The organism is Bacillus sp. NMCC46 (assembly GCF_002998465.1).
GTDB lineage: Bacteria > Bacillota > Bacilli > Bacillales > Bacillaceae > Bacillus.
The window spans coordinates 178,988-204,809 of the sequence record NZ_PVQZ01000004.1 but is presented as its reverse complement, the minus strand read 5'-3'; the positions used below and the strand labels follow the sequence as shown (position 1 = coordinate 204,809).

At 44.4% G+C, this 25,822-nt stretch carries 29 protein-coding genes; 18 read left to right on the top strand and 11 right to left on the bottom strand.

Annotated elements, in window-relative coordinates; genetic code table 11:
- Window positions 1-8 precede the first annotated feature (8 nt).
- Window positions 9-314, bottom strand: coding sequence for a YflT domain-containing protein (locus C6Y01_RS13170; protein WP_034660395.1), 306 nt, complete (start codon window positions 312-314; stop codon window positions 9-11).
- 128 nt (window positions 315-442) lie between these two features.
- Between C6Y01_RS13170 and C6Y01_RS13165 the strand changes: the two genes are divergently transcribed.
- Both C6Y01_RS13165 and C6Y01_RS13160 read left to right on the top strand, forming a co-directional pair.
- Window positions 443-1,270: a glycosyltransferase family 2 protein gene (locus C6Y01_RS13165; RefSeq protein ID WP_106038297.1), complete on the top strand. Its 828-nt coding sequence runs from the start codon at window positions 443-445 to the stop codon at window positions 1,268-1,270.
- Window positions 1,267-1,947, top strand: coding sequence for a uracil-DNA glycosylase (locus C6Y01_RS13160; protein ID WP_034660393.1), 681 nt, complete (start codon window positions 1,267-1,269; stop codon window positions 1,945-1,947). Before C6Y01_RS13165 ends, C6Y01_RS13160 begins: the two co-directional genes overlap by 4 nt.
- A gap of 33 nt (window positions 1,948-1,980) precedes the next feature.
- On the opposite strand, the gene C6Y01_RS13155 is transcribed toward C6Y01_RS13160, so the two are convergent.
- Window positions 1,981-3,339: an aldehyde dehydrogenase gene (locus tag C6Y01_RS13155; RefSeq protein WP_106038296.1), complete on the bottom strand. Its 1,359-nt coding sequence runs from the start codon at window positions 3,337-3,339 to the stop codon at window positions 1,981-1,983.
- A 170-nt stretch (window positions 3,340-3,509) separates the two neighbouring features.
- Here C6Y01_RS13155 and C6Y01_RS13150 point away from each other — a divergent pair, with 170 nt between their 5' ends.
- From C6Y01_RS13150 to C6Y01_RS13140, 3 genes are all read left to right on the top strand, one after another.
- Window positions 3,510-3,842: a YwdI family protein gene (locus C6Y01_RS13150; RefSeq protein WP_034660391.1), complete on the top strand. Its 333-nt coding sequence runs from the start codon at window positions 3,510-3,512 to the stop codon at window positions 3,840-3,842.
- Window positions 3,843-3,875: 33 nt separating this feature from the next.
- A complete protein-coding gene (locus C6Y01_RS13145; protein ID WP_034660390.1) occupies window positions 3,876-5,183 on the top strand; it encodes a purine/pyrimidine permease in 1,308 nt (435 codons plus the stop codon).
- 70 nt (window positions 5,184-5,253) lie between these two features.
- Window positions 5,254-5,625, top strand: coding sequence for a DUF423 domain-containing protein (locus tag C6Y01_RS13140; RefSeq protein WP_003215282.1), 372 nt, complete (start codon window positions 5,254-5,256; stop codon window positions 5,623-5,625).
- Window positions 5,626-5,666: 41 nt separating this feature from the next.
- Here C6Y01_RS13140 and C6Y01_RS13135 read toward each other — a convergent pair whose 3' ends face one another.
- From C6Y01_RS13135 to C6Y01_RS13125, 3 genes are all read right to left on the bottom strand, one after another.
- Complete coding sequence (locus C6Y01_RS13135) at window positions 5,667-6,284, bottom strand: cupin domain-containing protein (RefSeq protein ID WP_106038295.1); 618 nt, start codon at window positions 6,282-6,284, stop codon at window positions 5,667-5,669.
- Between the two features lie 130 nt (window positions 6,285-6,414).
- Complete coding sequence (gene gerQ, locus C6Y01_RS13130; RefSeq protein ID WP_034660388.1) at window positions 6,415-6,957, bottom strand: spore coat protein GerQ; 543 nt, start codon at window positions 6,955-6,957, stop codon at window positions 6,415-6,417.
- Between the two features lie 223 nt (window positions 6,958-7,180).
- Entirely contained in the window at window positions 7,181-7,846 is a 666-nt protein-coding gene (locus C6Y01_RS13125; RefSeq protein WP_223249932.1) for a YIP1 family protein, read from the bottom strand.
- Window positions 7,847-8,030: 184 nt separating this feature from the next.
- Here C6Y01_RS13125 and C6Y01_RS13120 point away from each other — a divergent pair, with 184 nt between their 5' ends.
- The 12 genes from C6Y01_RS13120 to C6Y01_RS13065 all read left to right on the top strand — a co-directional run bounded on the left by C6Y01_RS13120 (window position 8,031) and on the right by C6Y01_RS13065 (window position 19,079).
- Window positions 8,031-8,801: a glycosyltransferase family 2 protein gene (locus C6Y01_RS13120; RefSeq protein ID WP_189318704.1), complete on the top strand. Its 771-nt coding sequence runs from the start codon at window positions 8,031-8,033 to the stop codon at window positions 8,799-8,801.
- A gap of 6 nt (window positions 8,802-8,807) precedes the next feature.
- Entirely contained in the window at window positions 8,808-10,220 is a 1,413-nt protein-coding gene (locus C6Y01_RS13115; protein ID WP_034660386.1) for a capsular polysaccharide export protein, LipB/KpsS family, read from the top strand.
- A gap of 21 nt (window positions 10,221-10,241) precedes the next feature.
- Entirely contained in the window at window positions 10,242-11,420 is a 1,179-nt protein-coding gene (locus C6Y01_RS13110; RefSeq protein ID WP_034660385.1) for a DegT/DnrJ/EryC1/StrS family aminotransferase, read from the top strand.
- A complete protein-coding gene (locus C6Y01_RS13105; RefSeq protein ID WP_106038294.1) occupies window positions 11,417-12,292 on the top strand; it encodes a GNAT family N-acetyltransferase in 876 nt (291 codons plus the stop codon). The genes C6Y01_RS13110 and C6Y01_RS13105 overlap by 4 nt, the downstream gene beginning before the upstream one ends.
- A 1-nt stretch (window position 12,293) precedes the next feature.
- The gene (locus C6Y01_RS13100) at window positions 12,294-13,418 is read left to right on the top strand and encodes an N-acetylneuraminate synthase family protein (protein ID WP_095285657.1); all 1,125 of its coding nucleotides are present in this window, start codon (window positions 12,294-12,296) and stop codon (window positions 13,416-13,418) included.
- Window positions 13,408-14,148, top strand: coding sequence for a cytidylyltransferase domain-containing protein (locus C6Y01_RS13095; protein ID WP_106038293.1), 741 nt, complete (start codon window positions 13,408-13,410; stop codon window positions 14,146-14,148). Before C6Y01_RS13100 ends, C6Y01_RS13095 begins: the two co-directional genes overlap by 11 nt.
- The gene (locus tag C6Y01_RS13090) at window positions 14,145-15,173 is read left to right on the top strand and encodes a PseG/SpsG family protein (protein ID WP_106038292.1); all 1,029 of its coding nucleotides are present in this window, start codon (window positions 14,145-14,147) and stop codon (window positions 15,171-15,173) included. Before C6Y01_RS13095 ends, C6Y01_RS13090 begins: the two co-directional genes overlap by 4 nt.
- A 2-nt stretch (window positions 15,174-15,175) precedes the next feature.
- Window positions 15,176-15,916: a sugar phosphate nucleotidyltransferase gene (locus C6Y01_RS13085; protein WP_106038291.1), complete on the top strand. Its 741-nt coding sequence runs from the start codon at window positions 15,176-15,178 to the stop codon at window positions 15,914-15,916.
- Complete coding sequence (gene rfbB / locus C6Y01_RS13080; RefSeq protein ID WP_106038290.1) at window positions 15,913-16,878, top strand: dTDP-glucose 4,6-dehydratase; 966 nt, start codon at window positions 15,913-15,915, stop codon at window positions 16,876-16,878. Before C6Y01_RS13085 ends, rfbB begins: the two co-directional genes overlap by 4 nt.
- A 3-nt stretch (window positions 16,879-16,881) precedes the next feature.
- Window positions 16,882-17,736, top strand: coding sequence for a dTDP-4-dehydrorhamnose reductase (gene rfbD, locus C6Y01_RS13075; RefSeq protein WP_106038289.1), 855 nt, complete (start codon window positions 16,882-16,884; stop codon window positions 17,734-17,736).
- The gene (locus C6Y01_RS13070; protein WP_024423802.1) at window positions 17,729-18,184 is read left to right on the top strand and encodes a dTDP-4-dehydrorhamnose 3,5-epimerase family protein; all 456 of its coding nucleotides are present in this window, start codon (window positions 17,729-17,731) and stop codon (window positions 18,182-18,184) included. The genes rfbD and C6Y01_RS13070 overlap by 8 nt, the downstream gene beginning before the upstream one ends.
- A gap of 103 nt (window positions 18,185-18,287) precedes the next feature.
- On the top strand, window positions 18,288-19,079 hold the full coding sequence (locus tag C6Y01_RS13065) for an SDR family oxidoreductase (RefSeq protein WP_317615139.1): 792 nt from the start codon (window positions 18,288-18,290) through the stop codon (window positions 19,077-19,079).
- A 14-nt stretch (window positions 19,080-19,093) separates the two neighbouring features.
- Here C6Y01_RS13065 and C6Y01_RS13060 read toward each other — a convergent pair whose 3' ends face one another.
- The 6 genes from C6Y01_RS13060 to C6Y01_RS13035 all read right to left on the bottom strand — a co-directional run bounded on the left by C6Y01_RS13060 (window position 19,094) and on the right by C6Y01_RS13035 (window position 25,193).
- Window positions 19,094-20,287 carry an aminotransferase class I/II-fold pyridoxal phosphate-dependent enzyme gene (locus tag C6Y01_RS13060; protein ID WP_034660730.1) on the bottom strand — a complete coding sequence of 398 codons (1,194 nt, stop codon included), beginning with the start codon at window positions 20,285-20,287 and terminating at the stop codon, window positions 19,094-19,096.
- A 17-nt stretch (window positions 20,288-20,304) separates the two neighbouring features.
- Window positions 20,305-21,726 (bottom strand): alanine--anticapsin ligase, encoded by a 1,422-nt coding sequence (gene bacD, locus C6Y01_RS13055; RefSeq protein ID WP_095285661.1) that lies wholly within the window; start codon window positions 21,724-21,726, stop codon window positions 20,305-20,307.
- 15 nt (window positions 21,727-21,741) lie between these two features.
- Window positions 21,742-22,503, bottom strand: a complete 762-nt coding sequence (locus C6Y01_RS13050) for an SDR family NAD(P)-dependent oxidoreductase (RefSeq protein ID WP_034660368.1) — start codon at window positions 22,501-22,503, stop codon at window positions 21,742-21,744.
- A complete protein-coding gene (gene bacB, locus C6Y01_RS13045; protein ID WP_060597522.1) occupies window positions 22,500-23,207 on the bottom strand; it encodes a 3-((4R)-4-hydroxycyclohexa-1,5-dien-1-yl)-2-oxopropanoate isomerase in 708 nt (235 codons plus the stop codon). Before bacB ends, C6Y01_RS13050 begins: the two co-directional genes overlap by 4 nt.
- Window position 23,208: 1 nt before the next feature.
- Entirely contained in the window at window positions 23,209-23,811 is a 603-nt protein-coding gene (locus tag C6Y01_RS13040; protein WP_034660365.1) for a type 2 periplasmic-binding domain-containing protein, read from the bottom strand.
- A gap of 149 nt (window positions 23,812-23,960) precedes the next feature.
- The gene (locus tag C6Y01_RS13035) at window positions 23,961-25,193 is read right to left on the bottom strand and encodes an MFS transporter (RefSeq protein WP_034660363.1); all 1,233 of its coding nucleotides are present in this window, start codon (window positions 25,191-25,193) and stop codon (window positions 23,961-23,963) included.
- Window positions 25,194-25,338: 145 nt separating this feature from the next.
- Here C6Y01_RS13035 and C6Y01_RS13030 point away from each other — a divergent pair, with 145 nt between their 5' ends.
- On the top strand, window positions 25,339-25,818 hold the full coding sequence (locus tag C6Y01_RS13030; protein ID WP_041816025.1) for an Lrp/AsnC family transcriptional regulator: 480 nt from the start codon (window positions 25,339-25,341) through the stop codon (window positions 25,816-25,818).
- Window positions 25,819-25,822 lie beyond the last annotated feature (4 nt).

Below are 25,822 nucleotides of genomic sequence, written 5' to 3'. Positions count from 1 at the left end.
CTTTCCCCTTACCTTTTACAAATCACCAATTTTCCTTTTTTCAGTTCGTCTAAAAGTGTTAAGGCTAATTCCTGATCCGCGCCAACCGACATCATTTTGGCCATGAGCTCGTCATCCCGGGTGCGGATGACATTGGCGATTTGATCTAAAATCCCTTGATCGACCGCTGTCATGCTTTTGGCATTCGTATGCTCTGTGACGGTATCAGAGCGTTCTGGATCGTACGCAAAAACGAAAATATCATCCTTTGCTGAATGTATTTGTTCAATGGTCTGTTTGGCTTCTTTGCTATTTTCTACTGTGAAGTATTCCATCGTGATCACTCCTTTTCATCAAAAATTCCCATTTTCCCGTCACATCAAACCGCCTTTTATATCATGAGAAGAACGTCATTTTATGTTTTAATGGAAAAAGACGAATTTATTAAAGGAGTAAGCTGAATATGAAGATTTCCTTATTAATTGTGACACATAACCGGCTCAGCGCACTGTGTGAGCTGCTTGAATCCATTACGAGACAAACTGTACAGCCTTTTGAAATTGTGGTTGTGAATGATGCAGGAGAGCGAGTCGACATCATCCAGGAACTCTACTCTGAACTTCCGATCCGCTTGATCCATTTAGATGAGAATGTCCAGCATGTGAATGCTAGAAACGTGGGGGTGCGGGAGCTGACAGGCGATGTCATCATGCTGAGTGACGACGATGATTATTTTACACCTTGTCATATTGAACGTATGAGTAAGGCGCTGGAGGACGCCGATTTTGTCTTTTCTGATGCAGAAATTGTGTCATTTGAAGAAAAAGGCGCGACCCGTTTCCCGGTGTCGAGACGTTTATTTGCTTATACAGCAGCTATTGAGGATATGCGTGTTTTTTCTACCTATGTTCCTTCCGGCAGTATGTACAAACGCTGTATACACGATGAGATTGGCTACTTTGATCCAGCGATGCATCATTATTGGGACTGGGACTTCTTTTTGCGTGTATCACAGGATGCCCGTGTCAAACGAGTGCCAGCTGCCAGCGTGATCTATGCGTTTTTTGACGGCGGTGGGAATCAGTCTAGTGATCTTGGTGAAACAAGGAAGAACTACTTAGATGATCTAAGTGAAAAGCATGAGCTGGGTGACCTGCCGACAGCTAACTTTGCTGTCTTATTAGAAGAACCAGCGATGAAAAAACGAGAATCAGAGAGTGATATTGTGTGGGACGGAAAACCGATGATCTCCAGACTAACGCAGCAGATAGAAGGAGGAGAACCCCAATGAAGCCATTTTTAAATGATAGCTGGTGGGCTGTGATGAAAAGTGAATTTGAACAGCCGTATTATCAGGAATTACGTGAATGGATGAAGGAAGAATATCGCACGCAGACCGTTTTTCCGAAACCGGATGACGTTTATCGTGCGCTTCATTTGACGTCTTATGAAGAGGTCAAAGTGGTGATTTTGGGACAAGACCCTTATCATGGCCCAGGTCAGGCACATGGATTAAGCTTTTCTGTTCAGCCTGGCGTGAAGCATCCGCCCTCATTGAGAAATATTTTTCAGGAGCTAAAGGATGATCTTGGCTGTCCTGTTCCAAATCATGGCTCACTTGTGAGCTGGGCAGAGCAGGGTGTGCTGCTCTTAAACACTGTGCTGACCGTGAGAAAGGGCGAGGCGAACTCGCATAAAGGCAAGGGCTGGGAACGTGTGACAGACCGTGTCATTGATGTGCTGAATGAACGTGATCAGCCCGTCGTTTTTGTGTTATGGGGAAGACATGCTCAAAATAAGAAAGAACGCATTGATCAAAACAAGCATTACATCATTGAGTCACCTCATCCAAGTCCTTTTTCTGCAAGAAACGGCTTTTTTGGCAGTCGTCCGTTTTCAAAGGTAAACGCGTATTTAAAGCAAATGGGGATCGAAGAAATCAACTGGTGTATCCAAGGTATTGAGTGAAAAGAGGACGAGGGGAGAGCCCCTTCGTCTTGTTTATTTTAAAAATTTACGAACCAAGTCGAGTCCGTTTTTCGCATTTGGATAACGGAAGGAAAAATCGAAGCGATTGGTTTGGCGCAGGACGCTTTTTTCATGTGTAAAAGTAAAGAAGCTTTCTTTCCCGTGATATCGTCCCATGCCGCTTTCGCCCACGCCTCCGAATGGCAGGTAAGGAGTAGCGACATGCATGAGCGTGTCATTGATACATCCTCCGCCAAATGAGAGATGGTCTAGGATATAGGCTTCTGTTTCTTTACTTGTTGTAAATAAGTAAAGAGCAAGCGGCTTCGGCCTTGTTTTGATCATATGCGCTGCCTCATGCAGAGAATCAAAGGTCATGACAGGCAGAATCGGTCCGAAAATTTCCTCCTGCATGACGGGATCTTCCCATGTGATGTGGTCTAAAATGGTCGGAGCGATTTTGAGCTCGTGTTCATTGCGCTGTCCACCCGTGACAATCGTTCCATTTGAGAGGAATTGTGAGAGTCTGTCAAAATGACGCTGGCTGACATTTTTCCCAAAGTGCGGATGTGTTTCAGGGTGTTCACCATAAAAGTCCCGGATACAAGCTGTCATTTCCCGCAAAAGGTCCTCTTTAATGGACTCATGAACGAGCAAATAGTCTGGCGCAATGCATGTTTGCCCTGCATTGGTGAATTTGCCGAAAGTGATTCGCTTCGCCGCTAGTTTGATGTCTGCATCAGGCATGACGATGCAAGGGCTTTTTCCGCCAAGCTCAAGTGTGACAGGTGTCAAATGCTTTGCGGCGGCTTCCATGACGATTTTGCCGACTGCCACACTTCCTGTAAAGAAGATATAATCAAAGGGCAGTTTCAGCAGCTCTGTACTGACATCTACACCGCCTTCTACGGCAGCTGCATGGTCTTCTTGAAATACACGTTCCACCATTGCGCTGATTATTTGTGAGACTTGCGGCGTCAGCTCAGACGGTTTTAAGATGACGGCATTACCCGCAGCAATAGCTCCGACTAATGGAGAAAGAGCCAATTGGAAAGGATAGTTCCAAGGAGCAATGATGAGCACACTGCCGTAAGGTTCTTTGATGATCATGCTTTTCGATCCGATATGAGTCAGAGGTGTTCGCGCGCGTGTTGGCTTTGCCCATTTGTGAAGGTGCTTGATGGTATGATTGATTTCTTCATATACCATCCCAATCTCTGTTGTATAGGCTTCTTGTTCGGATTTATGTAAATCATGGGCTAAGGCTTGTAAAATATCCTTTTCATGCTGTTTGATTTCTGCTTTTAAGTCTTTAAGGAGGCGGATGCGTTCTTGAACCGGCGGCTTTTGAAAGACTTTTTGTTTCTGAAAAAGAGAAGTGAGTTTGTCCATTATTCAATCCTTTCATAGACGATTTTGTTCCTTTTATTATGTGTGAAGGGCTATGACGGGTCAAATAAGAGAGGCGGGAGCGCACTGCTTTGAAAAAATGAACCCATTTGGTTTGTTCATTTGGTAAAATAATGTTGAAAAGAGACTTTTTTAGATTGGAGGGTCTACCCTTGAATATTCATATATCAAGCCTGCTTCAAAAAATGGAGGAAGCGGTTCAAAAGGCGAAACAAAGTGGAAATGATGAAGAGGTGAAACGTCATGTGGCAGCGATTTCTTCACTATGTGAGGTCATTCTCGATGCACCATCACAGGTGCAAATGCCGCAGTCGCCGGTTATCTCGCCACCTTCTTCGATACAGACACCGTCCGCGCCGCCAGTATCCTCAGATCAAGCCATGCTTGAGAAACTGATGGGTGCGAGTGGTGCGAAGAAATTTCAGCATCAAGAAGAGGGGCAAAAAGAGAAGGATGGGAACGGCGACTCTATTTTTGATTTTTAATGGTCTTGTCACGACAAAGGGAAGGTGATCGGTTTGAAACTATTTTTGGGCGCCATTCAGTGGATGGCATTTTTTATCGCAGCTTCTATTGCCGTACCTATTGCGATTGCACAAGCGTTTGAATTGAACCAAGTGCAGTCAGCGGAGCTGATTCAAAGTACATTCTTTTCACTTGGTCTTGTGGCGATGGTGCAGTGTTTATGCGGCCATATGCTGCCGATCAATGAAAGTCCAGCAGGGCTTTGGTGGGGTGTGTATACCCTTTATGCAGGCATGACAGGAACAATTTTTGCGACGTATCCTGAAACCCTGCAAGCCTTACAGGGGGCTTTAATTTTTAGTGCCGCTTTCTTTTTTATTTTTAGTTTATTTAAAATCATTAATTGGCTCGCGTCTTTATTTACGCCAGTCGTCACAGGCATTTACTTGCTGCTGCTAGTTGTGCAGTTAAGTCAGCCGATCATGAAAGGGCTGATGGGCATCGGCTATCGAGGAAATCAGGTGGACGGGCTTGTCTTTTGCTTATCGATCTTGATTATTATCCTTACCTTCATGATCAGCCGCTCAAAATGGCATTACTTAAGGCAGTTTTCTGTGTTATTTGCCCTTGCAGGAGGCTGGCTGTTATTCGCTCTACTCGGGTTGGCAAAGCCGGTTCGAATTCCAGAAAAAATCATCGAGTTTCCGAAGCTGTTCCCATTCGGCATGCCAGTCTTTGACAGTGGATTGCTTGTCACGTCCTTTTTCATTACGATCTTACTCATTGTGAACATGCTGGCAAGTATTCGAATTGTGGAAAGTTCAGTGAAGGCATTTGGTGAACTGCGTGAGCGGAAGAGAGCTCGGCCGGCTGGTTTTGTCGCAGCATTTGGTCACTTACTGAGCGGATTGATCGGTGCCATTGCGCCTGTACCTATTTCCGGAGCAGCAGGATTTATCCAGACAACGAAAATTCCATCGAGAAAGCCATTTTTCATAGGAAGTCTGCTCATTGTACTCATTAGTTTGTTCCCGCTGCTCATGAGCTTTTTCTCCGCACTGCCATCACCTGTGGGGCTTGCTGTAAACTTTGTGGTGTTCTCCTCGATGATTGGGATTGCGATGTCAGAGTTTGATCAGTATGAGAAAGAAGAAATTCCGCGGATTCGCTTTGTCCTAGGGATTGCCGTTTTAGCAGGTGTAGGGGCGATGTTTGTACCGCAGGGAGCCTTGAAAGGCATGCATCCTGTGCTCATTTCATTATTAAGCAATGGTCTTGTTCTAGGTACACTCATTGCGATCGCGGTCGATCAAGTCCTGTTACGAAAGAAAAAGAAATCCGACAATCTCGTGTCAACGTAAAGGGAAAGTTGATTGTCGTCTGTCACCCGCGCTATGATAAACATAATTGACGAGATAAGGAGAATGACGAATGAAACTATTTTTCATTTTAGGTGCGATTAATGCCATGCTAGCTGTTGGACTCGGAGCCTTCGGTGCGCACGGTCTGGAAGGGAAAATCCCTGAAAAGTATATAGAGATATGGAACAAAGGAGTTCAATATCAGATGTTCCATGCGATTGGATTATTTATTGTCGCCTTTCTTGCAGATAAGCTGTCAGGTGTTTCTCTAGTTCCAACCGCTGGCTGGGTGATGCTTGCAGGCATCCTTTTCTTCTCAGGAAGCCTTTACGTGCTGGCATTGACACAGGTGAAGATTCTAGGTGCCATTACCCCAATTGGCGGAGTGGCGTTTATCGCTTCTTGGATCATGCTTGTCATTGCAGCAGCAAAAAATTTATAAGCCAAAAAACCGATGCTCTGAGAGGGGCACCGGTTTTTTTCTTAATTCCAGTAAGGGGCATAGTTTGGCGGGGCTTGATAATAAGGGATGTAGTGAGACGGAGGGACAGGATGCGTTTGTGCCTCCTCTTCTCTGTGGCAAAATGGTCCGATAAACACACTCGGCTTCACAGGCTGCGTCGCCTGTTTCCACTGTGTTTCGTTCATGCAATACGTATGTGCCATGATGTGAGCAGGGGTGAGGGTGAGAAGGTCTGAGCCTAGGATCACTTCTGGCGTAGATGCGTTAAAAATGGCTAACAAATGAGTTCTGTCTTGAAGGGCAACTTCGTAGTGCCACCAGCCTTGAGGTACGTTTGCCACCTGTCCAGGGGTGATGGTATAGGTGTGCAGTTTTTTTGTAAAAGGATTCAGCATCGAGACAGCAGCAGAACCGGCTATACAATAAACAAGCTCTGCGGCATTTTGATGATAATGAGGCTCTACGACTTTGCTTTTACTCAAATATATATCCAGCAGGGATACTTGATCCAACGAGTTTAATTGTTTTTTTCCTAAAACATTAATCAGGTTATGCTGATCGTATTTCACAAGTGGGCTTTGATTCAGATCGTATGAATATTTAACATTCGGTGATGTATAATCCAGCTCAACAGTCATTGATGTCACCTCTAGGCGTTTGATAAAAACTACTAGGCATCTTATGACCAGCGCCCTAGAGGTGTGTCAAAAACCTAGTCAAAAAAAAGCAAGGGCGCCTGCTCCTTGCTTTTGCTATATGTGGCGTTATCTATCTCGGAGAATACGTGGACATGGAGTATGGATAGTCGTATTGAATTTCCCCATCAAATGTAATGTAATCAAGGTAGATCGTTAATAGTAAGTATCGTGTTCCTGTCTTGTTATCACTAATGATAATGTGGTCACGTCCTGCAGCTTCAATGACGCCTCTAAAAATCTTCGAGTTCCATTCCTTACTTGCCTCAAATGTCATATAAATCGTGGCTACCTTGCCGCGGTTCAATCGTAAAATATTTTCAATATAGGACTGCTCAATAGGCAGCTGTCCGGTGACATTCTGCTGATAAATCGGTCCAGAAGGAATTTGATATGGCTGCCCGCCGCCCTGCGTTCCTTGGCCTCCTTGTGAAGTGCCGGTAGATGGCATTGGCGAAAACCCCTGCTGCATTTGTCCTTGCATTTGACCCTGCGTTTGGGGAGGGACTGAATAACCCATCTGCTGCGCAGGATACGGATTTGCTCCATATTGCTGCTGGCGAAAATCTTGACCTTCGAAACCCGAACCTTGCCCAAATTGATTTTTCAATTTCATAACGTTCCTCCTCTTTCCTCATGGTGTTCTAAACAGAAGGCGCTTAAGCACCTGTTGTTTCCATAGCATTCTTTCTCTCTTTCACACTATGAGACAGGAGGGCAGAATATGTACATTGAACGAAAAAAAGGAACTGCGGTGCAGTTCCTTAGGCGTGGGCAAACCCTCGCGTTCTTTGTCAGGTCTGCGTTTCGTTGCTCACGAATATGATGCTCAACCTTCCTTACATCATCCAATTTACAGCGTGCTGGACATCAAATAAAAGTGTGATGATGACAAAACATACCGCAAGCGGTGTGATCACAATGAAAAAGGCTTGCCATAATCTGAGCTTCATCACAGCGGCAATGCCTAAAACAGTCATTCCAAATATCCACGTCTTTGCATAAGCATCAATCAGTGTCAAAAGATCGAGATAATACCAAACTTCATAATGCTGATCTAAATAAGGTGAGATTTTGACAAACGTATACGGACCAAGCATTCCAATAGTGAAAATCCAACTGAGTGAAAATAAAGCGGAAGGGAAAAAGATCGTCAGCGTGCAGGCTTTGAGCACATCTCGATACGCCGGTTGACTGCCGAAAAAAAGACGCCCTAACCACTTTAGGATGAGTACACCGAAAAATAGAACCAGATTGCCTGCAAGAATACCATATCCCGCTCCTTGTAACAGAATAAAAGGGAACGGAATATGATTGCCCATATACTCGCTAAAATAACCTTCGTAGACCCAGCCTGTACCAGCGATACTTGCAAGGAGCATCATCAGCCAAATTGGAATAGAGGAACGTTGATATGAGCGAATAATCGTTTTTGTTGCGACGAAAATTTTAAAAAATCGAAAAAAACCTTTTGCTTCCTCTTCTTGGGAGTGATCATTCTTCATAGCTTCCAATGTTCTTTACTCCTTTAATACACATAAATGATTACTTATATTACCAAAAAGTTTGCAATTTTCAAAGGTAGATCGATAAAAAAATACAATTTTATAAAAAATAGGTCATTCTACAGTCTCTTTGAGAGGAGACACATATGATAAACATAGTTTGAAAGAGACCGAGGTGAAAACTTTGACAAAAGTAACTGTCATTATGACGAGCTACAACAAGGCGGCTTACGTCGGCAAATCGATTGAAGCGGTCCTGCAGCAGACGCTGTCAGACTTTGAACTATTTATCATGGATGATGGTTCAAACGAAAAAACCCTTGCTGCGATTGAGCCCTTTCGCAAAGATCCCCGTGTTCATTTTATCCAAAGCGGTGTCAAATCGCTGGAGGAGAGAACAGTGAAAACCCGATATGCCGTCCTGATTAATCAAGCATTAGAACTGGCAAAGGGCGAGTATATTTCCTATGCCACAGATGACAATGTCTATGCCCCGGACCGTTTAGAGAAGCTCACTCATTATCTAGATGCACGACCAGGTGAGGATATTGTCTATTCTGGATCGAAAGTAATCTATTTAAATAGCAAAAAAGAGCCAGTAAAGGAAACGATTCGACCTGCGCAAACGGTGCAATGGAATGCACCCTGTGCCATTGATCATTGCTCAGTCGTTCATCGTGCATCTATTTTATCAAAGATTCAAGCTGAATTTGGGTCTTACTGGGACGAGAGTCCGCATTTTTATCGAATAGGAGATGCCCGGTTCTTTTTTCGATTAAATCATTTTTATCCGTTCTATCCCTTTGATGAAGTTTTAGATACAAATTACATCACAGAACAGTCGATTCACTATCAGCTGGCAGAAGAAGAGAAAAGTGCCTTTATTCAAGCACTTCCTGAGCAGTCTACCTGCTGGGAGCTCCGCCACATATTAAAACAAAGACATGGGAGGTGACCTGAAGTGTCGCACTATATTCATCATTATTGGCAGGTGTACTTTGAGTATGTGAATCTCATGAAGGATTTGTCCTATAAACAAATTCCTCTTGGGTTGATCAGCAATTTCTATCAATATATCAGTCCTGAAGTGAGGGAACGCATGGAGGAGGAAGCATTCGGTCAAGAATTGACAACCGATTGTCCATTGCCGGAAGAGATTCAGCCATTTTTTGATCAACATAAGCAGCAGATCAAGCGAATTGCTTATCGTCCGGCGAATGGAAAGGTATTGCTTCACTTTGAACATCTGCGTTTTACTGAACAAAATTACACGCGGTTCCATACGAGTCAAACGGTGGTGCTCGCTCGCTGGAAGAAGGCAGATTATTTCGGTTTACCCGTCATCAGCAAGCCGGAATTAGCCGGAGAGGTTAATAAAGAAGCCCATGCTGAATATATTGAAAAAGCAAATGCTCTCCTTAAACCTTACGCAAAGCACCCCGTCTTTGGCAATGTCTTTTTTAGAGAAAAGCTTCGGAAGGACATTGTGCAATTTATTGATGTGATTGACCAGACAGAAGTTCTATTTCAGATGGAGCCAATTGCAGCCGTCATTGTGGGGACGACGGAGGATGCTTACAGCCGCGTACTGGCACTGCAAACAGTGAAACGCCAGCTCACGAGCATCTGTCTTCAGCACGGCGCACTTATGGGAGACGAAGCCTTTTTGCCGATTTTCACGACGTGTCATGGGGTGTTTGGAAAGTATGAAAAGGACTGGTATGTAGACAAAGGCTGTCAGCCGGAACAGGTGGAGATCACAGGTCATCCGAGGTTTGATTTGGTGAAGGATCGAACGCCGCTTCAACAGGAACTCATCTTTCGTAAATTGAACTTCAATCCTGCCAAAAAGACCGTGCTTGTGGCAACGCAGCCGTTCTCAGAAGCCTTCTATGGTGATGTTCTTAAAACGATTGCAAAACGGAAAGACATTCAGTTGATCATGAAGCCGCATCCGTGGGAAATTGCCCGAAACCGATTAAATGAGTATGTGTCCATTGAACGAGCTGGAAATCATGTGAGATTGATTAAAAAAGATATCGACTTATATGACCTGCTGCCATATATGGATATGGTCATTACGCTCACATCAACCGTCGGTCTTGAAGCAATGCTCTTTGAAAAGAGTGTGCTGATCGGGAAAATGACAGAAGGCAGAAGATACCCTTATTACGAGTCGCTTGGCAGCTATCATATGGAAAACCCTGTTGAACTGGCTGAGAAAGCCATTCGTATTTTGTCGGATGATCAAGAGATGAAGCTGGCAAAGCAGCAAGGAGCTCAATTCATTAAACAACATTATCCGCATGCGCGATCGACCGATGTTCTGCTTTCTCTGCTTAAAACAAAAACAGGTGTGGATTTTCAGAGATAAAGATAGGGGTGTGCAAGCGATATGGAAAAAAAGAGAGCGCAATTTCTTCCTTATGCCCTGCCGTTGATTGAGCAGGAAGAAATTGACGAAGTCATTGGAACATTAAAATCCGGCTGGCTGTCAACCGGACCAAAAGTAAGACAGTTTGAAGAAGAGTTTCGGCAGCTGACCGGTGCAAAACATGCGATCGCTGTCAATTCATGTACGGCTGCTTTATTTTTAGCCTTAAAGGCTAGAGGGGTTGGGAATGGGGATGAGGTGATTACAACGCCTCTGACATTCTGCGCAACAGCCAATACGATCATTCATACAGGGGCAGCACCTGTATTTGTCGATATTGACCCAGCGACTCTCAATCTCGATGCAGAGAAACTAGAAGCGGCGATTACACCACATACAAAAGCGATTGTCCCTGTTCATTTTGCTGGTCAATCGTGCGATATGGACCGGATTTTAGCCATTGCCAAAAAGTACGATCTATTTGTGCTCGAGGATGCCGCTCATGCTCTGTATACAACGTACCATGGCCAGCCCATTGGAGCGATTGGTGATGCGACTGCCTTTAGTTTTTATGCGACGAAAAACATAGCGACTGGAGAAGGCGGCATGCTGACGACAAATGATGATGCACTTGCCGCACGAATCAGAAGACTAGCACTCCATGGGATGAGCAAGGGAGCGTGGAATCGTTATGGAGAAAAAGGAACGTGGTACTACGAGGTCGAGGAACCTGGCTATAAAATGAACATGTTTGATGTGCAGGCATCATTAGGGCTTGTCCAGCTAAGTCGTCTGGATGATATGCAGGCACGGAGAGAACAAATTGCGAAAACATACAATCAGGCATTTCAAAAAGAAGCAGGGCTGATCCTGCCGCCTGTCCATCATGAGGGAAGACATGCATGGCATTTGTATGTACTGCAAGTGGATCCAAAAGAAGCATTCATCACACGCGATGAGCTGATTGATCAGCTGCAAAAGGAGTATAAAATCGGCACGAGTGTTCACTTTATCCCTGTTCATTTGCATCCATACTATCAACAAACCTACCACTATTCACCAGAGGATTTCCCTGAGTCACTCGCTTACTACAAGCGGACACTCTCACTGCCTCTTTATCCAAGTATGACCGATGAAGATGTGCAGGATGTCATCACTGCGGTGTTGTCTATTTTAAAAGATCAGAAGGCATCTTCATGAAGGCCGTTCATGCAATAGACGATCAGGTGCTGTCCGCTTGGCTGGAGAAATACGGCCAACAAGCTGAACAAATGAAAGGCTTCAAGCAGTTTGGTCTTGTCAGTGGCGCCCAGCTCAAAGCGGTGCTGTTATTCGACTGGTCAAAATGGGAAAGCGGCATATTTGATCTGCATATTTTTCATGTGAAGTTTGCGGAAGCTGAGTCATCATCTGCTTTTCAAGAATTGATGGAGCGCTTCATCAATTGGATGAGAACAGAAAAATGCGATTTTTTCTTTTTACGTCTTGAAGCGGCTGATCTTGAAAAAAACCGCATCGTCCAAAGGCTGTTACATGTGTACTATGTGGGCGGTCTCACTCGGCTTGAGGCGCCGCCGGTTCACATGGAGGTGCCATTAACAGGTGAAGATGTGGTGATAAGTCTGCCGGATGAAAAGGAATACGATGAGGCGGTTTCACTTGGTCATCAGGCTTTTGTGAAAAGCCGGTATGCACTCGATCCATTTTTAGACCAGAATGTCGTCCAGCATTTCTATCAAGAATGGATGAGAAACAATTTGCTCGGACGTGCAGATATCAATCTCGTGGCAAAGGTGAACGATGAAGTCGTGGGCTTGATACAAGGGATGACCAAGGGCGATGAGATGGCGCTTGAGCTGTTTGCGATTAGACCGGATGTACAAGGAAAAGGGATTGGGAAAAACCTGTTTATCGAGATGATGAAGGTCTCTTATGAGAGAGGGCATCGTTTTATTTCTGCCGGAACACAGCTGCATAACACAACCGCCATTCAGCTTTACGAAAAGATGGGCTTTAGAACAACAAATGCCTTCTTGTATTACCATGTATGGCCGAAAAAAGGAGAGAGATAAGATGGCGCATTTCTATATTGGAGATCGCAAAGTGGGGGATGGTGCGCCTGTTTTTATCATTGCAGAGGCAGGCATTAACCATGATGGAAAGCTGGATCAGGCGCTTGCTTTAATTGATGTGGCAAAAGAAGCAGGTGCCGATGCAGTGAAGTTTCAAATGTTTCAAGCTGATCGGATGTATCAAAAGGAACCGGGTTTATACGAAACAGCCAAGGGAGAAGAGGTATCCATTTTTTCTTTAGTCGAACAAATGGAGCTGCCGCCAGAATGGCTGCCAGCTTTATTGACGCGCTGCGAGGAAAAAGGGCTGATGTTTTTAAGCACAGTGTGTGACGAAGAATCTGCGGATCTATTGAATCAAACCGATCCGCCGGCTTTCAAACTGGCATCCTATGAAATCAATCATTTGCCTCTTTTGCGTCACACGGCTTCTTTTCAAAAGCCCATCATTTTCTCAACAGCCGGAGCCACTATTGCAGATGTTCATGAAGCATATGAGGCGATTACAAGCGAGCAAAACCATCAAGTCGCCATTATGCATTGCGTAGCAAAGTATCCAGCACCTAGAGCTTATACGAATCTTCGTGTGCTTCAAACCTTAGCCTCGGCTTTTCCTGAGGCAGTCATTGGCTTTTCTGATCATAGTGAGCATCCAACTGAAGCCCCTGTTGCCGCTGTGAAGCTTGGGGCAGCCATGATTGAAAAGCATTTCACGGTAGATAAGACGCTGCCTGGGGCCGATCATTCCTTTGCGCTCGATCCAGAGGAATTAAAGGAAATGGTTCAGCATATTCGAGCGGCGGAAAAGGAACGAAATCAATCAGAAGCAGACACTCATTCTGTGTCAGAGGAGCTCCTTGGCAGTTCTTATAAAACGACAGCAGCCATTGAAGGGCAGATTCGTAAATTTGCGTATCGAGGGATTTTTACAACAAAAGGTATTGCAAAGGGCGAGACTTTGACAGCACAAAACATAGCCGTATTACGTCCAGGACAAAAAAGCCAAGGTCTGCATCCGCGGTACATGGAGATTTTACTTGGCGCCAAGGCTGTGAGAGACATCCCAGCCCATACAGGCGTATCGTGGAAAGATGTGCTCATGCAGGAGTCCGAGCATGATCAATGATGTGCTCTTTGTCATACAAGCTAGAATGGGCTCAACAAGGCTGCCAAAAAAGGTGATGAAACCGATCGGCGGTATGGCACTGATCGATTTCATTGTTGAACGGGTAAAGCAATCAGATCATTACAATCACAAAACCCAGAACCTCATGATTGCCACAACAGTCGAGGCAGAGGATGATCTGTTGGCTCAATATTGTTTATCAAAGGGCTATAAGGTATTTCGCGGTAGTGAGATAGATGTACTGCAGCGATTTGCGCAGATTGTCCGTCATTTTGAACCGCAAACCATTGTCCGTTTAACGGGAGATAATCCATTTATAGATCCAGCGCTTTTGTCGAAAATGGTTGAAGAACATAGACAGAAGAAGGCTGATTACACGTATACGACTGGAACGCCACTCGGTATTTCCGGGGAAATGATCGACGCATCAATTTTACGTGAAATCGACAATTTTCCCCTTACGCAGCCGGAGCGTGAGCATGTCACTCTGTATATCCGAAAGCATCCTGAGCGATTTCAACTGCAATTATTCACACCGCCCAAAGAACTCGCATATCCTGCTTATCGATTCACGATTGATACAGAAGAAGATTGTGTATTTGCCACCCGTTTACTTGAGAAAGCTGGTGGATTTATTGCTGTGCCTACGGCTGAGCTTATCTCCATTTGTGAACAAGATCCTGATATTGTTCGGTTGAATCAATTTGTGAGACAGAAGGATGCTGAATGAATAAAAAAATCATGATTGTTGTGTACGGTGGTTTTTTAAGAGGGATGGGGCATGTCGCCAGAATGAGACGGCTGGCAAAAGAATTGTTTCAAGAAGGAAACGACTTATATTTCTATACAAATGAACAGATTTGTGTAGAAATGCTCTCGCATCCAGCTTGGCAAGTTCATTTAGTGCAGGAACCAAACGTATTCCTTCAAATGGAGCAGGACATAAAAGAGCTGAATCCTGATCTTCTGCTGATTGATGTGCTTGATTGTGACCTCCAGTTTCTTCGATCGATCAAAGCGTCCTCCGGCTCTGCAAGGCTGGTCTTATTTGAAGAAGAAAGAGCAGAAGCCTGCCAGCTTGCTGATGCTGTCGTGAACGGCATTTATGGTGGTCTGGACGAAAAGCGTCTGCAAGTAAATGGAACGGACTATTTTTATGGAACACCTTATTTATTGTTAGATCACGAGATCAGCAGATTAAAAGACACATATGAGGTTCGAAAAGAATGCAAAAAGGTGGTTATCAGCCTTGGAGGCAGTGATCCAGGCGGATTGTTATCAAAGGCTGTATCAGCACTCTTCGAAGCTGGCCATTTACACATTCTAGCGGTTACAGGAAAAGCCTCTCGCATCGAAGAACAAATCGAGGCTGCGCATATTCAATTCATTCGCCATACGGATCAATTACCTGCCCGTCTTGCAGAAGCCGATCTGGCGATTGTTGCTGGCGGGATGACGTTATATGAGGCAGTTTGTATCGGGGTGCCCAGCATTGTCCTTTCGCAAGTAGACCACCAAGCAGTGACAGCCACTCGTTTTGCGCAAAAGGGAGCCTGCCACCATCTTGGATTAGGTGACCTTGTGGATGAAAAGGATATATGGCGTGCTGCTCGAAGACTATCCGCCAGTTACTTTCTCCGCAGGAGCATTCATCTCAATGGACGGTCACTCATTGATGGAAAAGGAACCGAACGAGTGAAAAACATTCTTATACACCTCATGAATCATCACCAAAAAGAACATAAGGATGTGTAGATGTGAAGGGAGTTATTTTAGCAGGAGGAAAGGGATCACGACTGGCACCTTTAACGAAGATTTTCAATAAACATTTATTGCCGGTTGGTCCATATCCAATGATTTATTGGTCTTTGTTCAAACTGAAAGAAGCAGGGATTTTAGATGTGATGGTCATATCACAAGAAGAACAAATCCCGCTGTTTCAAAAGCTACTTGAAGGCGTTCAGGAACTCGGGATGAACATTGTCTATCAGGTACAGCCTGAAGCTTCTGGAATTTCGGACGGTTTATCCTATGCAAAGCCCTTTGTAGAAGAGGAGAAATTTGTGCTGATGCTAGGTGATAATGTATTTGAGGATTCGCTAAGCCCTTTTGTTGAAGCCTTTCAGCAGCAAGAAAGCGGAGCGAAGGTTCTGTTGAAAGAAGTGGCAGATCCAAAGCGGTTTGGCATTGCAGAAATTGATGCCGCTCACCACCGGATTTTATCAATTGAGGAAAAACCGGAGCATCCGCGTTCATCTTACTGCGTCACAGGCATCTATTTTTATGATCAAGAAGTCTTTCAATATATAGAGAAAATCTCGCCGTCAGATCGAGGCGAATTAGAGATTACAGATGTAAACAATCTCTATATCTCAAATAGCCAGCTGACCTATGATATGTTAAAAGGGTGGTGGATTGATGCAGGAACACATGAATCTCTCCACCAAGCATCTACGAAAATGTTTGAAACGATGAAGAAAAAAGAGGGATACGAATGACGAAGTCTTATTTAATTACAGGCGGAGCGGGATTTATTGGACTAAATTTTGTGAAGCTGCTGCTTCAGGAAACCGATGTCCGGCTCACTGTTTTTGACAAGTTAACATATGCCAGTCATCCAGAGGAGATGGATGAATTATTAAAGCTGTCTCATTTTCGTTTTATTCAAGGGGATATCACCCTTCAGCATGAGTTGGATCAAGCATTTGATGAAGTCTATGATGCCATCATTCATTTTGCAGCGGAATCCCATGTTGATCGCAGTATTGAATCGGCTGAGCCCTTTATTCAAACCAATGTGCTCGGCACCTATCGTATGCTGGAGGCAGTCTTAAAAGGAAAGGCGAAAAAATTCATTCATATTTCAACAGACGAAGTATATGGAGATTTGGAGCTGGATGATCCTGCTTTCACAGAACTAACACCACTTTCACCGAATAATCCTTATTCAGCAAGCAAGGCGAGTTCAGATCTGCTTGTGAAATCTTATATCCACACTCACCAATTACCCGCGATGATCACACGATGCAGCAACAACTACGGACCGTATCAGCATGAAGAAAAATTAATACCGACTATTATTAGAAAAGCGATCAATGGTGAAAAGATCCCGATTTATGGAGACGGCCAGCAGATTCGCGATTGGCTGTATGTAGAGGATCATGCGAGAGCTGTAAAGCGGGTCCTTGAAAACGGAACAGCTGGGCAGGTGTACAATATTGGCGGCGGCAACGAGAAAACGAATCTCGATTTGACCAAGACCATTCTGACGCAGCTCGGGATCAGTCATGACCGTATTGCGTTTGTTCAAGATCGAAAAGGGCATGACAGACGGTATGCCATTGATGCCAGTAAGCTGAAACGGGAGCTCGGCTGGACGCAGGAGACGTCATTTGAAGCAGGTATTGAAAAAACGATCAATTGGTATTGTGCCAAATTTGATCAGGGCGAAGAAGGGTGACGGATGAAAGTTTTAATCACCGGTGCAGGCGGGCAACTAGGGAAAGAATTGAGCAGACAGCTCAAGGAAAAAGATATCACCGTCATTGCCTTAACGAGGAGTATGCTCAATATCGCAGACCAGCAAGCAGTCAGACACGCAATGAGACACTTTCAGCCTGATATTGTTGTCAGTGCAGCAGCATATACATCTGTTGATCAATGTGAAACAGAAACGGAAAAGGCGTATCTTGTCAATGGCATTGGCGCCTATTATACAGCGCTGGAGGCAAAGAACGTGGGGGCTGATGTGTTACATGTCAGTACAGATTATGTATTTGACGGGCAAGCAGACAGCCCTTACCAAGTCGATGCACAAGCAGATCCTCAAACCATTTATGGAAAAAGTAAAAAGCTTGGTGAGGAATTGATTCATCTCGTGTCAGACGAAGTGAAAATCATCCGTACATCGTGGCTATACGGACATGAGGGACATAACTTTGTGAATACCATTCTTAGGCTCGCAGAAACAAAGGATCATTTGCGCATCGTGAACGATCAAGTAGGATCACCTACTTATACAAAGGATGTCGCAGAGGCAATCATTCATTTGTTTGATCAGAAGGCAGGGATTTACCATGTCAGTAACCGAGACAGCTGTTCCTGGTTTGACTTTGCGTCAGAAATTGTCGCAAAAAGCGGCCTGTCTACGACCATTGAGCCAATTTCCACGGAAGAGTACGGCTTCCAAACGCCTCGTCCAGCCTATTCTGTGTTAGACCTTCAAGCGATTGAAGCCACAGGCTGGCAACCAAGACATTGGAAGGATTCACTTCACGAATATTTGCAGAAAGAAGGGAGATGGCATCAGCATGATTGATGGTGTACAAACGAAAAAACTCATGAAACATTGTGATGATCGCGGCTTTTTTGCAGAGCTCATTCGAGATGATGAGCCGATGCTGAAACGCTTTGGGCAGGCATCGTGGTCGAAAAGCTTTCCAGGAGTGATCAAAGCCTTTCATTATCATGAAAAGCAAGACGATGTTTGGTTTTTCCCAGCAGGTCATGCCCAGGTCGTTTTATACGATTTGCGTGAGGATTCTCCTACAAAGGGTCAAACCGACGTGTATTATATGGGGGAAGACAATCCAATGCTGCTCCTCATCCCAAAGGGTGTCGCACATGGCTACCGGGTACTAGGCGAGACGCCGCTGCAAATTGTGTATTTCACGACAGAGTCTTATGACCCGAAAAACCCAGATGAAAAGAGAATCGCATGGAATGACGAGACGATCGGATTTAATTGGGAAACGACATTTAAATAAAGAACAGAGGCCTTTCGCAGGAGAAAGGTCTTTTTTTGTTGAAATACATTCTATATGTGTCATTTTATGTATGTTTACTAAGTTGAGTAGAAAAGGGATGTGGATGAGTTTGTCTAAAAGAATTGCATTTGTCACAGGGGCAAGTACAGGGATTGGAAAGGCAATCGCCATAAAGCTTGCCGCCCAGGACCATGTAAAAGTCATCATCAATTCTAGAAATCAATCCTCACTAGAAGATGCGCAGCAGCACATTGGGCGTATGGCAGAAACAAAAGAGCCGGTGTCTCTTTTCTGTGGAGATATGTCCCATGAAGGAGTGCGGGCTGAGGCCTTTGCGGCAATAGAAAACGAGTTTGGCAGACTGGATGTGTTGATTAATAACATTCCAGGAGGGAAGCCAGATACTTTTGATTCATGTGAAAGTGAGCAGATGCTGGCAGCATTTTCTCAGAAAGCCATTGCGTACATTGATACGATGAAACGTGCGGCAGCGATGATGAAAAGACATGAATACGGCCGGATCATTCAAATTGTCGGGAACCTCTGGAAGGAACCTGGTGACCAAATGTTTACGAACAGTATGATGAATGCAGCGATTATCAATGCTAGTAAAAATGCAGCCACACAGCTTGCGCCCTCAGGAATCACAGTGAATTGTTTAAACCCAGGATTTATTGCTACAGATCGGTATGAACAATTTATCGGAAACATGATGCGTCAACAGTCATTATCACGCGAAGGAGCTGTAAAAGCTGTTGCGTCAGGAATCCCGATGCAAAGAGTAGGTTCAGCGAGTGAAATGGCTTCATTAGCCGCTTTTATCGCATCAGAGGAAGCCTCCTATGTCACCGGACAGCAAATATCTGTCGATGGTGGTTCGATGAAAAGTATATAAATATGAAAAACCCGCTATATGCGGGTTTTTTGATGAAAGCGAATCGGCAGTATATGGAGCCGATTGATAAAAAGGGCAAGCTGTTCAATTGGCGCCACCATTGAGATGCGGACATGACGTCTTCCATGTGCTCCAAATACACCCCCAGGCGTCACGACGACATCTGCATGCTCGAGTAAATAGTCGGCAAAAGCATGAGAATCCTCGAAATCATCAGGGATCGAAGCCCATAAATAAAAGGCGCCGGCTGGACGTTCAATGGTCCATCCAAGCTGCTTCTCCGCTTGACGGATGAAGAAATTCATTCGTTCAAGGTAGACTTCTTTCAAGGATTGAATATGACAGTCATCACTTTGTAAGGCAATGGTGGCGGCTTGTTGAAATCCGCCATACATACTGACAAACACATGATCTTGGAAGGCGTTTATGGCATGAATGATGTCCTCATTCCCTACAGCAAAAGCGACTCTCCATCCTGCCATATTGAATGTTTTGGATAAAGAATATAATTCCACGCCTACTTTTTTTCCAAGAGGTGCCTTTAGAAAGCTTACTGGTTTTTGCTCATAATGAAATGAACCATAGGCAAAATCATGAATCACATGCAGACCGTGAGCTGAGGCAAATTCCGCAGCCTCTTCAAAAAATGCTTCACTTGCCACAGCACCTGTAGGGTTATTCGGATAATTTAAGAAAAGAACCTTTGCCTTTTTTAACACGTCTGGATCAATTGACGGGAAATTCGGCAAATAGCCATTTTCCTCTTCCAGTCGGATGCAGTATGGCTTTGCGTCCGCCATCAAGATGCCTGAATGATATTCTGGGTATCCAGGATCGGGGACAAGGGCAATGTCCCCTGGATCAAGCAGGCACTGACTCATCACATAAAGGCCTGTTTTTCCCCCATTGAAAAGGGCAATCTCCTTCTGCGGGTCAACCTCAATGCCGAATTCCTTTCTGTAGAAATCTGCAATGGCTTGCTTGAAAAAGTCAAAGCCTCTAAAAGGAGCATATTGCTGAAATTGCAAAGTGCCTGCTGCCTCTTGAAGGGCGCTCACAATATGGGCAGGAGTAGGAAGATCGGGATTTCCCTGACCAAGGTTCACAATGTTCGCTCCGTTTTGTGTTTTATGTGCAATTTTCTCAAATACGGTTCCAAATTTTTGTTCTGGCAGCCGTTCAATCATGTTAGATGGTAAGATCTTCACCACGTTACCCTCTCTTTCTATCCCTTCACTAGTTCATCCATTAACTGAATGGCTGCCTGCTTCTGAATGTTACGGATGGATGCGGCAACATCCTGAGAAGACGAGCCTTTTAATTCAAGAGACACGATGCCATTAAATGCTTCAAATAAAGATAGGTCCACAAAGGTCCCTTTAGGTGGGACGGATTCACTGATGATGACAGTATCTCCAACCAAAGTGTCCTGCTGAATATGCACATGATCAATGGTGATGTGTGTGACCTCAGGCGGAATGTGTCCGCTCTCTTTGAAATGCTGAGGGTATAAATGACAGTCTGCTAAATAATGCGTATGTCCAGAAAGCAGTTCTTTTGGCAAATCAGCCTTTTTTCCATCGACTAATACATCAATCAGCAGCTTGGCCATATCTACCCCAAAGACCTTTTTGATATTCGGAATCATATTCCAGCCAGCAAATCTAGCTGCTGATTCGATTAATCCGGTTTCTCGATTTTTCATGAGCTTGATTTCTGTATGAGTGGCACAGTTTTCAAGACCTAGCCCTTCATTTGCCTTCTTTGCTGCCTCAATGATGAGTTGCTGGGCTTCATTGTCTAGGATCGACGGAGTAATATGAGCCGTTTCTGTAAAACCGATTTGAGGGGTCTTATCATGAATGACAAAAGGGATATATTCACCCTCAACGACTAACCCTTCAACACTGACATAATCAGCGTAGCCGTCCTCTTGATACCAATCCTCGTAAGCACCCTCTAAGTATGTTTCAGCGACAAACGGAGCTTCATACGTCACAGCGTTTGGAACGGGAATGGTTTGCAAATAGGATTGTACGTTTAAAAAGAGATCATCACTGCCGGCTCGGTCATGAAAAAGGGTCACGCCAATGGAGCTTGCTAAATATGTAGGCTTTAAAATAAGCGGTGTCCCGATATGTTCAATGGCTTGCTGGAAATCAGCTAAAGTAGTGACAGGCTGAGTTTTTACTGCTTTGACCCCAGCCGCGTTGAATGCAGCCCTCATTTGACTTTTATCACGCGCTAATTCAGCTGCCTTTACCCCAGCGCCGCGCAGTCCAAGACGCTCAGCGGCTTTTGCCATTGGTGCAATGAATAATTCATTATTGGTGGTGATCGCATCCGCTTTGAAAAAGGAAGCCACACGAACTAGGTCGTCCACCACCTCTTCCTCGGATTTCAGATAATCGTCATGTGCCCAGTAAATAGAATCTGGGTGTTCAAAAGAAGGGTTTGTGTCAAAATAATCTCGATCTTTGATGACGGCAATGGAGTATTTTTCGATTAGCTCAGCGTGTCCCTTTGTAATAGCAAAGGGTCTCGGGATATAAGAAACGATATGATACGATGCAGCCACGCTTTCGTAAAACATATGGGGCGGGCATCCTCCCAGATCAGCAATGACAAGTACGGTTTTTTTACTCAATGAAAGCACTCCTTTTTATCTAGCGGTGTAACCGCCATCTGCTGTGACAACACTTCCAGTCATATAACTGGATAGATCAGAGGCGAGAAACAGCATGACGCCCGCAATTTCTTCGGGTTTTCCGAGACGAAGTAATGGGTTCACCTTTGCTTTTTCTTTTTTGACAACCTCAAGACTTTCTGAATGATTGTCTAAAAATGATTTTTCATTTAATGGCGTATCAATAATGCCCGGGGCGATACAGTTCACCCTGATTTGATGGGCGGCATAGTCGACCGCCATGGATTTGGTTAGCTGGATGACACCGCCCTTTGTTGCGTTATAGGCAGGGATGTCAGGCCAGCCGACAAGACCCCCGACAGATCCTGTATTGATAATACTTCCGCTTTTCTTTTCAAGCATATGCGGCAATGCATGCTTACTCATAAGAAATACACCCGTCAGGTTGACCTGTACAATGTGGTTCCAATCCTCCAGCGTCATCTCGTGAACGGGGGAGACAATTTCGATGCCTGCATTGTTAATCAAAACATCAATTGTTCCAAAACGGTTCAGCACGAACTGAACGGTTTTTTGACAGTCAGACTCATTCGTAATATCTGTTTTGAAAAACGCAAGATGCTCGTGCGGCAATGATTCGACGAGTTGTTTGCCGCTCTGTTCATTGATATCAGCCACTGCTACTTTTGCTCCATGCTCAAGGAAAAGCTTGACTGCGGCAAGCCCAATCCCTGATGCACCTCCTGTAATCAGGACGACTTTTCCGTCGAGGTTCATTTCTTCACCTTAGACGCTTTTGGCTTCAACCGATTATAGCGGGGAGGGAAGAAGAGATTAATAGACTTTGATGCTTCCGGCTTTGGATTTATCGCACCATGATCTTCCTTTGGATCACAGAAATAAGTGGTGCCAAATTCCATTTTCTCTGTAAAGCCTTCAATGGTCATATCATAACCTCCGCTGATGCAAATGCCGATTTGTTCATTGCGGTGTTTATGAAAAGGCATTTCACCGCCATTTCCAGGAATGTTGGCAATCATGAGCTCCATCCAATCCTCAACAAAAAAGGTGACTTCCATGCCAGGGAGTAAATCCCGTGTTTTGAAAATATCTAAGAAATAAGTAGGAGGGGCCGTATATTCCTCACCATCTTTTAATCTCTTAATATCAATGGCGATCGCTTCCTCATCTGTCAGGTTAGATGCGCCGTGAGGGACAAAAGGTGGTGCGATATAGGCTGATTCTAAAGGGGTGAGCAATTGGGTCGATGGGCCGACCGTCATTTGAAGCTCGCCTTTTAATACGATGCCGATTTGTGCTTCGGGATGCTCGTGAGGTTCTATGATCGTGTGAGGAGGGACGTATGAAATTAACACTTCCGTATCACCTCTGACCGTGGAATATTGTGTGACACCATTCTCCCATTCTACTTTTTTGGCTTGAGGAAAATATCGTTCTTGCGTCTTTTGTTCAGTTTGCATATTATATCTCTCCTTTTCCGAATATGGACCAGCTCATTGGGATGCTTTTAAACGTTCGAATGAAGGTGAGGCCGTATGTGGCTCTGGCTACCTCATTAGTTAAAGCGAAATCAAATTCGCCGTCTCTTACTTTTTGTGCGGCAGTACTTGTAGAATTGACCAGCTCAAATTCAGCATTTTGGTGAATGAAATATTGAATCAAATTGACAGGTGCAGGGTGAGAGACAATTTTTAAATGGTGGAGCATTTGTTCTTGAAATGGGAAATCTGGTCTGACAGCCAAACCATACATGGGTGTGTCACATCTGAAAATTTGTAAAAGCTGCAGGTCAGGTCTCATGTAGAAGTGTTTGATTCCTTCGTATGCGTGTGGAACGAGAGTGTATTGGAGTGCGTTAGAGAGAGTATGTTCAATGCAAGTTTCGAACGTGTCGTAAAGGGATAGTTTCGTATGAGTGCCGAGTGTAGTGGTGGAATGAGAGATGAAATGTTTTGCTGCATATTCACTGCTTGTCCCCTCAGGGCCTAGTGTATTGACTGTAAACATCTTAGGTGAAACGATGGGCTCTTCTTTGAAATGAAAAACATCATTCTTTAAGATCATGTTTACCATCCAATCTTTTTCAAATTTTTACTAGATTATAAAAAATAAAATTGGCAATTGTCAACAAAATTTATAAAAAATGTATTTTATGATGATATTAAAAATTGATCTAAAAAACTGCACATACCTAGATGTGCAGTGAATTGAGCTTACGTTTCAAATGTGTTTTTATGTTTCTGCTGTAAGGTTCGTTCACGTTTATAGCTGGCGAAGCTAATGAGAAAACCAACAAGCGTAATGAGTGCACATACAAGCCCTACCGTATGATAGCCGAAATGGACATAGACAGGTCCCATAAGAGCGGAACCAAGCATAACGGCAAGGTTGGACGCAAGACTGTAAAAAGCCATCACTTTGCCTCGGTGGGTTTGGGAGCAGTCACTTAGAACAGTGCTCAAAAGCGTGACGGATAAACTTTGCATGGCACCCCAAATAAATAGGGCAAAAATCAGCAATGTCCATGAGAAAGGAGCATAAGGAAGTAAGGCGAGAACGAGCGTAATGCCGCCCAGCACTAAGAAAAGAGAACGAGTTTTGCCAAACCAGTCAGCTAATTTTCCTGTAAATACACTCATGGAAAAACCGACGCCGTAAGCCATGATCAGAAGTCCTGCCGTCGATTGTCCTCCAGAAAACAAACTTTGCAGATAAGCTCCTAAGAACGAGTACATGCCATAAAATCCAAGCATATTACAAAATGTCACGGTCAAATAGGCGGGGACACGATCAATTTTCAAAGCTCCCCATAAAGAGCCAGTTTTCTCCCTAGCTTGAGGTGTTCCTGTATTCGCTGTGGCGGTTTGTTTGCGTGATTCAAGGATGACGAGCAGCAGGACAACGAGACTCATGATGGCGAAGATCCAAAATGTCCAGCGCCAGTTCAAACTCTGACCGATAAAGGCGCCAATTGGTACACCAAGGACAAGAGAAAGAGACCAGCTCGACACAATGAGTCCCATCACCTTGCCTCGATATTCGTAAGGAACCCGGTCGCCTACAAGAGCATAGGCTGTTGGCACAAATACACCGGTCGCCAGCCCAGAAATGGCACGGCCAGCAAAAAACACTGCCAAATTCGGGGCAGCCGCACACATCACGGTTCCAATCAAAAAGAAAGAAAGCCCGATGATCAAACACAGTTCCCTTGAATACCGGTCCCCTAAAGGAACGAGCAGCGGGGCTCCAACCAGCACAGCTAACCCATAAATGCTGATGGAAAGGGCGAGAATATCAAGAGAGTGCTGAAAGGAGTTTGATAAATCAGGCAGCAGTGGTGAAATCACCAGTTCTTCCGATCCCGCCGCAAAGACGCCAAGTGTGAGCGCGATGGCAAGTGTGATGGGAAACGTTTTAGAAGCCTTGCTGTCTAAAGATTCTTTCATCAGGTGATCCCTCCATACTTGCTTTTTCATTCAATTCCGTTAAAATAAATTCTACCATTATTTAGTTTTATTTTACATTTCGAATCATAAGTATTATCATAAAATACTTTTCAAATGGAACGACTTTCGGATAGGAGAGGTACGAATGAAAATCACCGATGTTGATGTGCATATTTTAAATGAATTGAAAGAAGATGCCCGCTTGTCTATGAGGGAATTGTCCAAACGAGTCAATTTATCCGCACCTGCGGTAGCAGAAAGAGTGCGTAAATTAGAGGATGCAGGGATTATCGAAGGGTATTCGGTTCAGGTCAATTATAAAAAATTAGGGCTTATGATTGACTGCCTGCTGGAAGTCACAGTGCTAAACGGGGAGTATCAACGTTTTGTGGCTTTTATGAATCAGCACCCACGCGCTTTTTTTGCTTATCGAGTGGCAGGACAGTCATGCTTTTTCATTAAGCTGTCAGTCGCTTCTCTTGAAGAAATTGAAGCCTTTATTCAGGCAGTGTCTGGGTTTACAAAAACCGTATCTCATATCGTCTTATCCGAGCACTCCTTTTCCCATCCAGTTCAGGAACGTGTGAAACAAATAGAAGAGCCAGAAATGACCGTGATGAAATAAAAAA

What these genes read in the sequence shown, in the direction of transcription:
- C6Y01_RS13170 (WP_034660395.1), bottom strand. Translation starts at nt 314, where the DNA reads ATGGAATACTTCACAGTAGAAAATAGCAAAGAAGCCAAACAGACCATT.
- C6Y01_RS13165 (WP_106038297.1), top strand. Translation starts at nt 443, where the DNA reads ATGAAGATTTCCTTATTAATTGTGACACATAACCGGCTCAGCGCACTG.
- C6Y01_RS13160 (WP_034660393.1), top strand. Translation starts at nt 1,267, where the DNA reads ATGAAGCCATTTTTAAATGATAGCTGGTGGGCTGTGATGAAAAGTGAA.
- C6Y01_RS13155 (WP_106038296.1), bottom strand. Translation starts at nt 3,339, where the DNA reads ATGGACAAACTCACTTCTCTTTTTCAGAAACAAAAAGTCTTTCAAAAG.
- C6Y01_RS13140 (WP_003215282.1), top strand. Translation starts at nt 5,254, where the DNA reads ATGAAACTATTTTTCATTTTAGGTGCGATTAATGCCATGCTAGCTGTT.
- C6Y01_RS13135 (WP_106038295.1), bottom strand. Translation starts at nt 6,284, where the DNA reads ATGACTGTTGAGCTGGATTATACATCACCGAATGTTAAATATTCATAC.
- gerQ (WP_034660388.1), bottom strand. Translation starts at nt 6,957, where the DNA reads ATGAAATTGAAAAATCAATTTGGGCAAGGTTCGGGTTTCGAAGGTCAA.
- C6Y01_RS13125 (WP_223249932.1), bottom strand. Translation starts at nt 7,846, where the DNA reads ATGAAGAATGATCACTCCCAAGAAGAGGAAGCAAAAGGTTTTTTTCGA.
- C6Y01_RS13110 (WP_034660385.1), top strand. Translation starts at nt 10,242, where the DNA reads ATGGAAAAAAAGAGAGCGCAATTTCTTCCTTATGCCCTGCCGTTGATT.
- C6Y01_RS13105 (WP_106038294.1), top strand. Translation starts at nt 11,417, where the DNA reads ATGAAGGCCGTTCATGCAATAGACGATCAGGTGCTGTCCGCTTGGCTG.
- C6Y01_RS13100 (WP_095285657.1), top strand. Translation starts at nt 12,294, where the DNA reads ATGGCGCATTTCTATATTGGAGATCGCAAAGTGGGGGATGGTGCGCCT.
- C6Y01_RS13095 (WP_106038293.1), top strand. Translation starts at nt 13,408, where the DNA reads ATGATCAATGATGTGCTCTTTGTCATACAAGCTAGAATGGGCTCAACA.
- C6Y01_RS13090 (WP_106038292.1), top strand. Translation starts at nt 14,145, where the DNA reads ATGAATAAAAAAATCATGATTGTTGTGTACGGTGGTTTTTTAAGAGGG.
- rfbB (WP_106038290.1), top strand. Translation starts at nt 15,913, where the DNA reads ATGACGAAGTCTTATTTAATTACAGGCGGAGCGGGATTTATTGGACTA.
- rfbD (WP_106038289.1), top strand. Translation starts at nt 16,882, where the DNA reads ATGAAAGTTTTAATCACCGGTGCAGGCGGGCAACTAGGGAAAGAATTG.
- C6Y01_RS13070 (WP_024423802.1), top strand. Translation starts at nt 17,729, where the DNA reads ATGATTGATGGTGTACAAACGAAAAAACTCATGAAACATTGTGATGAT.
- C6Y01_RS13065 (WP_317615139.1), top strand. Translation starts at nt 18,288, where the DNA reads ATGAGTTTGTCTAAAAGAATTGCATTTGTCACAGGGGCAAGTACAGGG.
- C6Y01_RS13050 (WP_034660368.1), bottom strand. Translation starts at nt 22,503, where the DNA reads ATGAACCTCGACGGAAAAGTCGTCCTGATTACAGGAGGTGCATCAGGG.
- bacB (WP_060597522.1), bottom strand. Translation starts at nt 23,207, where the DNA reads ATGCAAACTGAACAAAAGACGCAAGAACGATATTTTCCTCAAGCCAAA.
- C6Y01_RS13040 (WP_034660365.1), bottom strand. Translation starts at nt 23,811, where the DNA reads ATGATCTTAAAGAATGATGTTTTTCATTTCAAAGAAGAGCCCATCGTT.
- C6Y01_RS13035 (WP_034660363.1), bottom strand. Translation starts at nt 25,193, where the DNA reads ATGAAAGAATCTTTAGACAGCAAGGCTTCTAAAACGTTTCCCATCACA.
- C6Y01_RS13030 (WP_041816025.1), top strand. Translation starts at nt 25,339, where the DNA reads ATGAAAATCACCGATGTTGATGTGCATATTTTAAATGAATTGAAAGAA.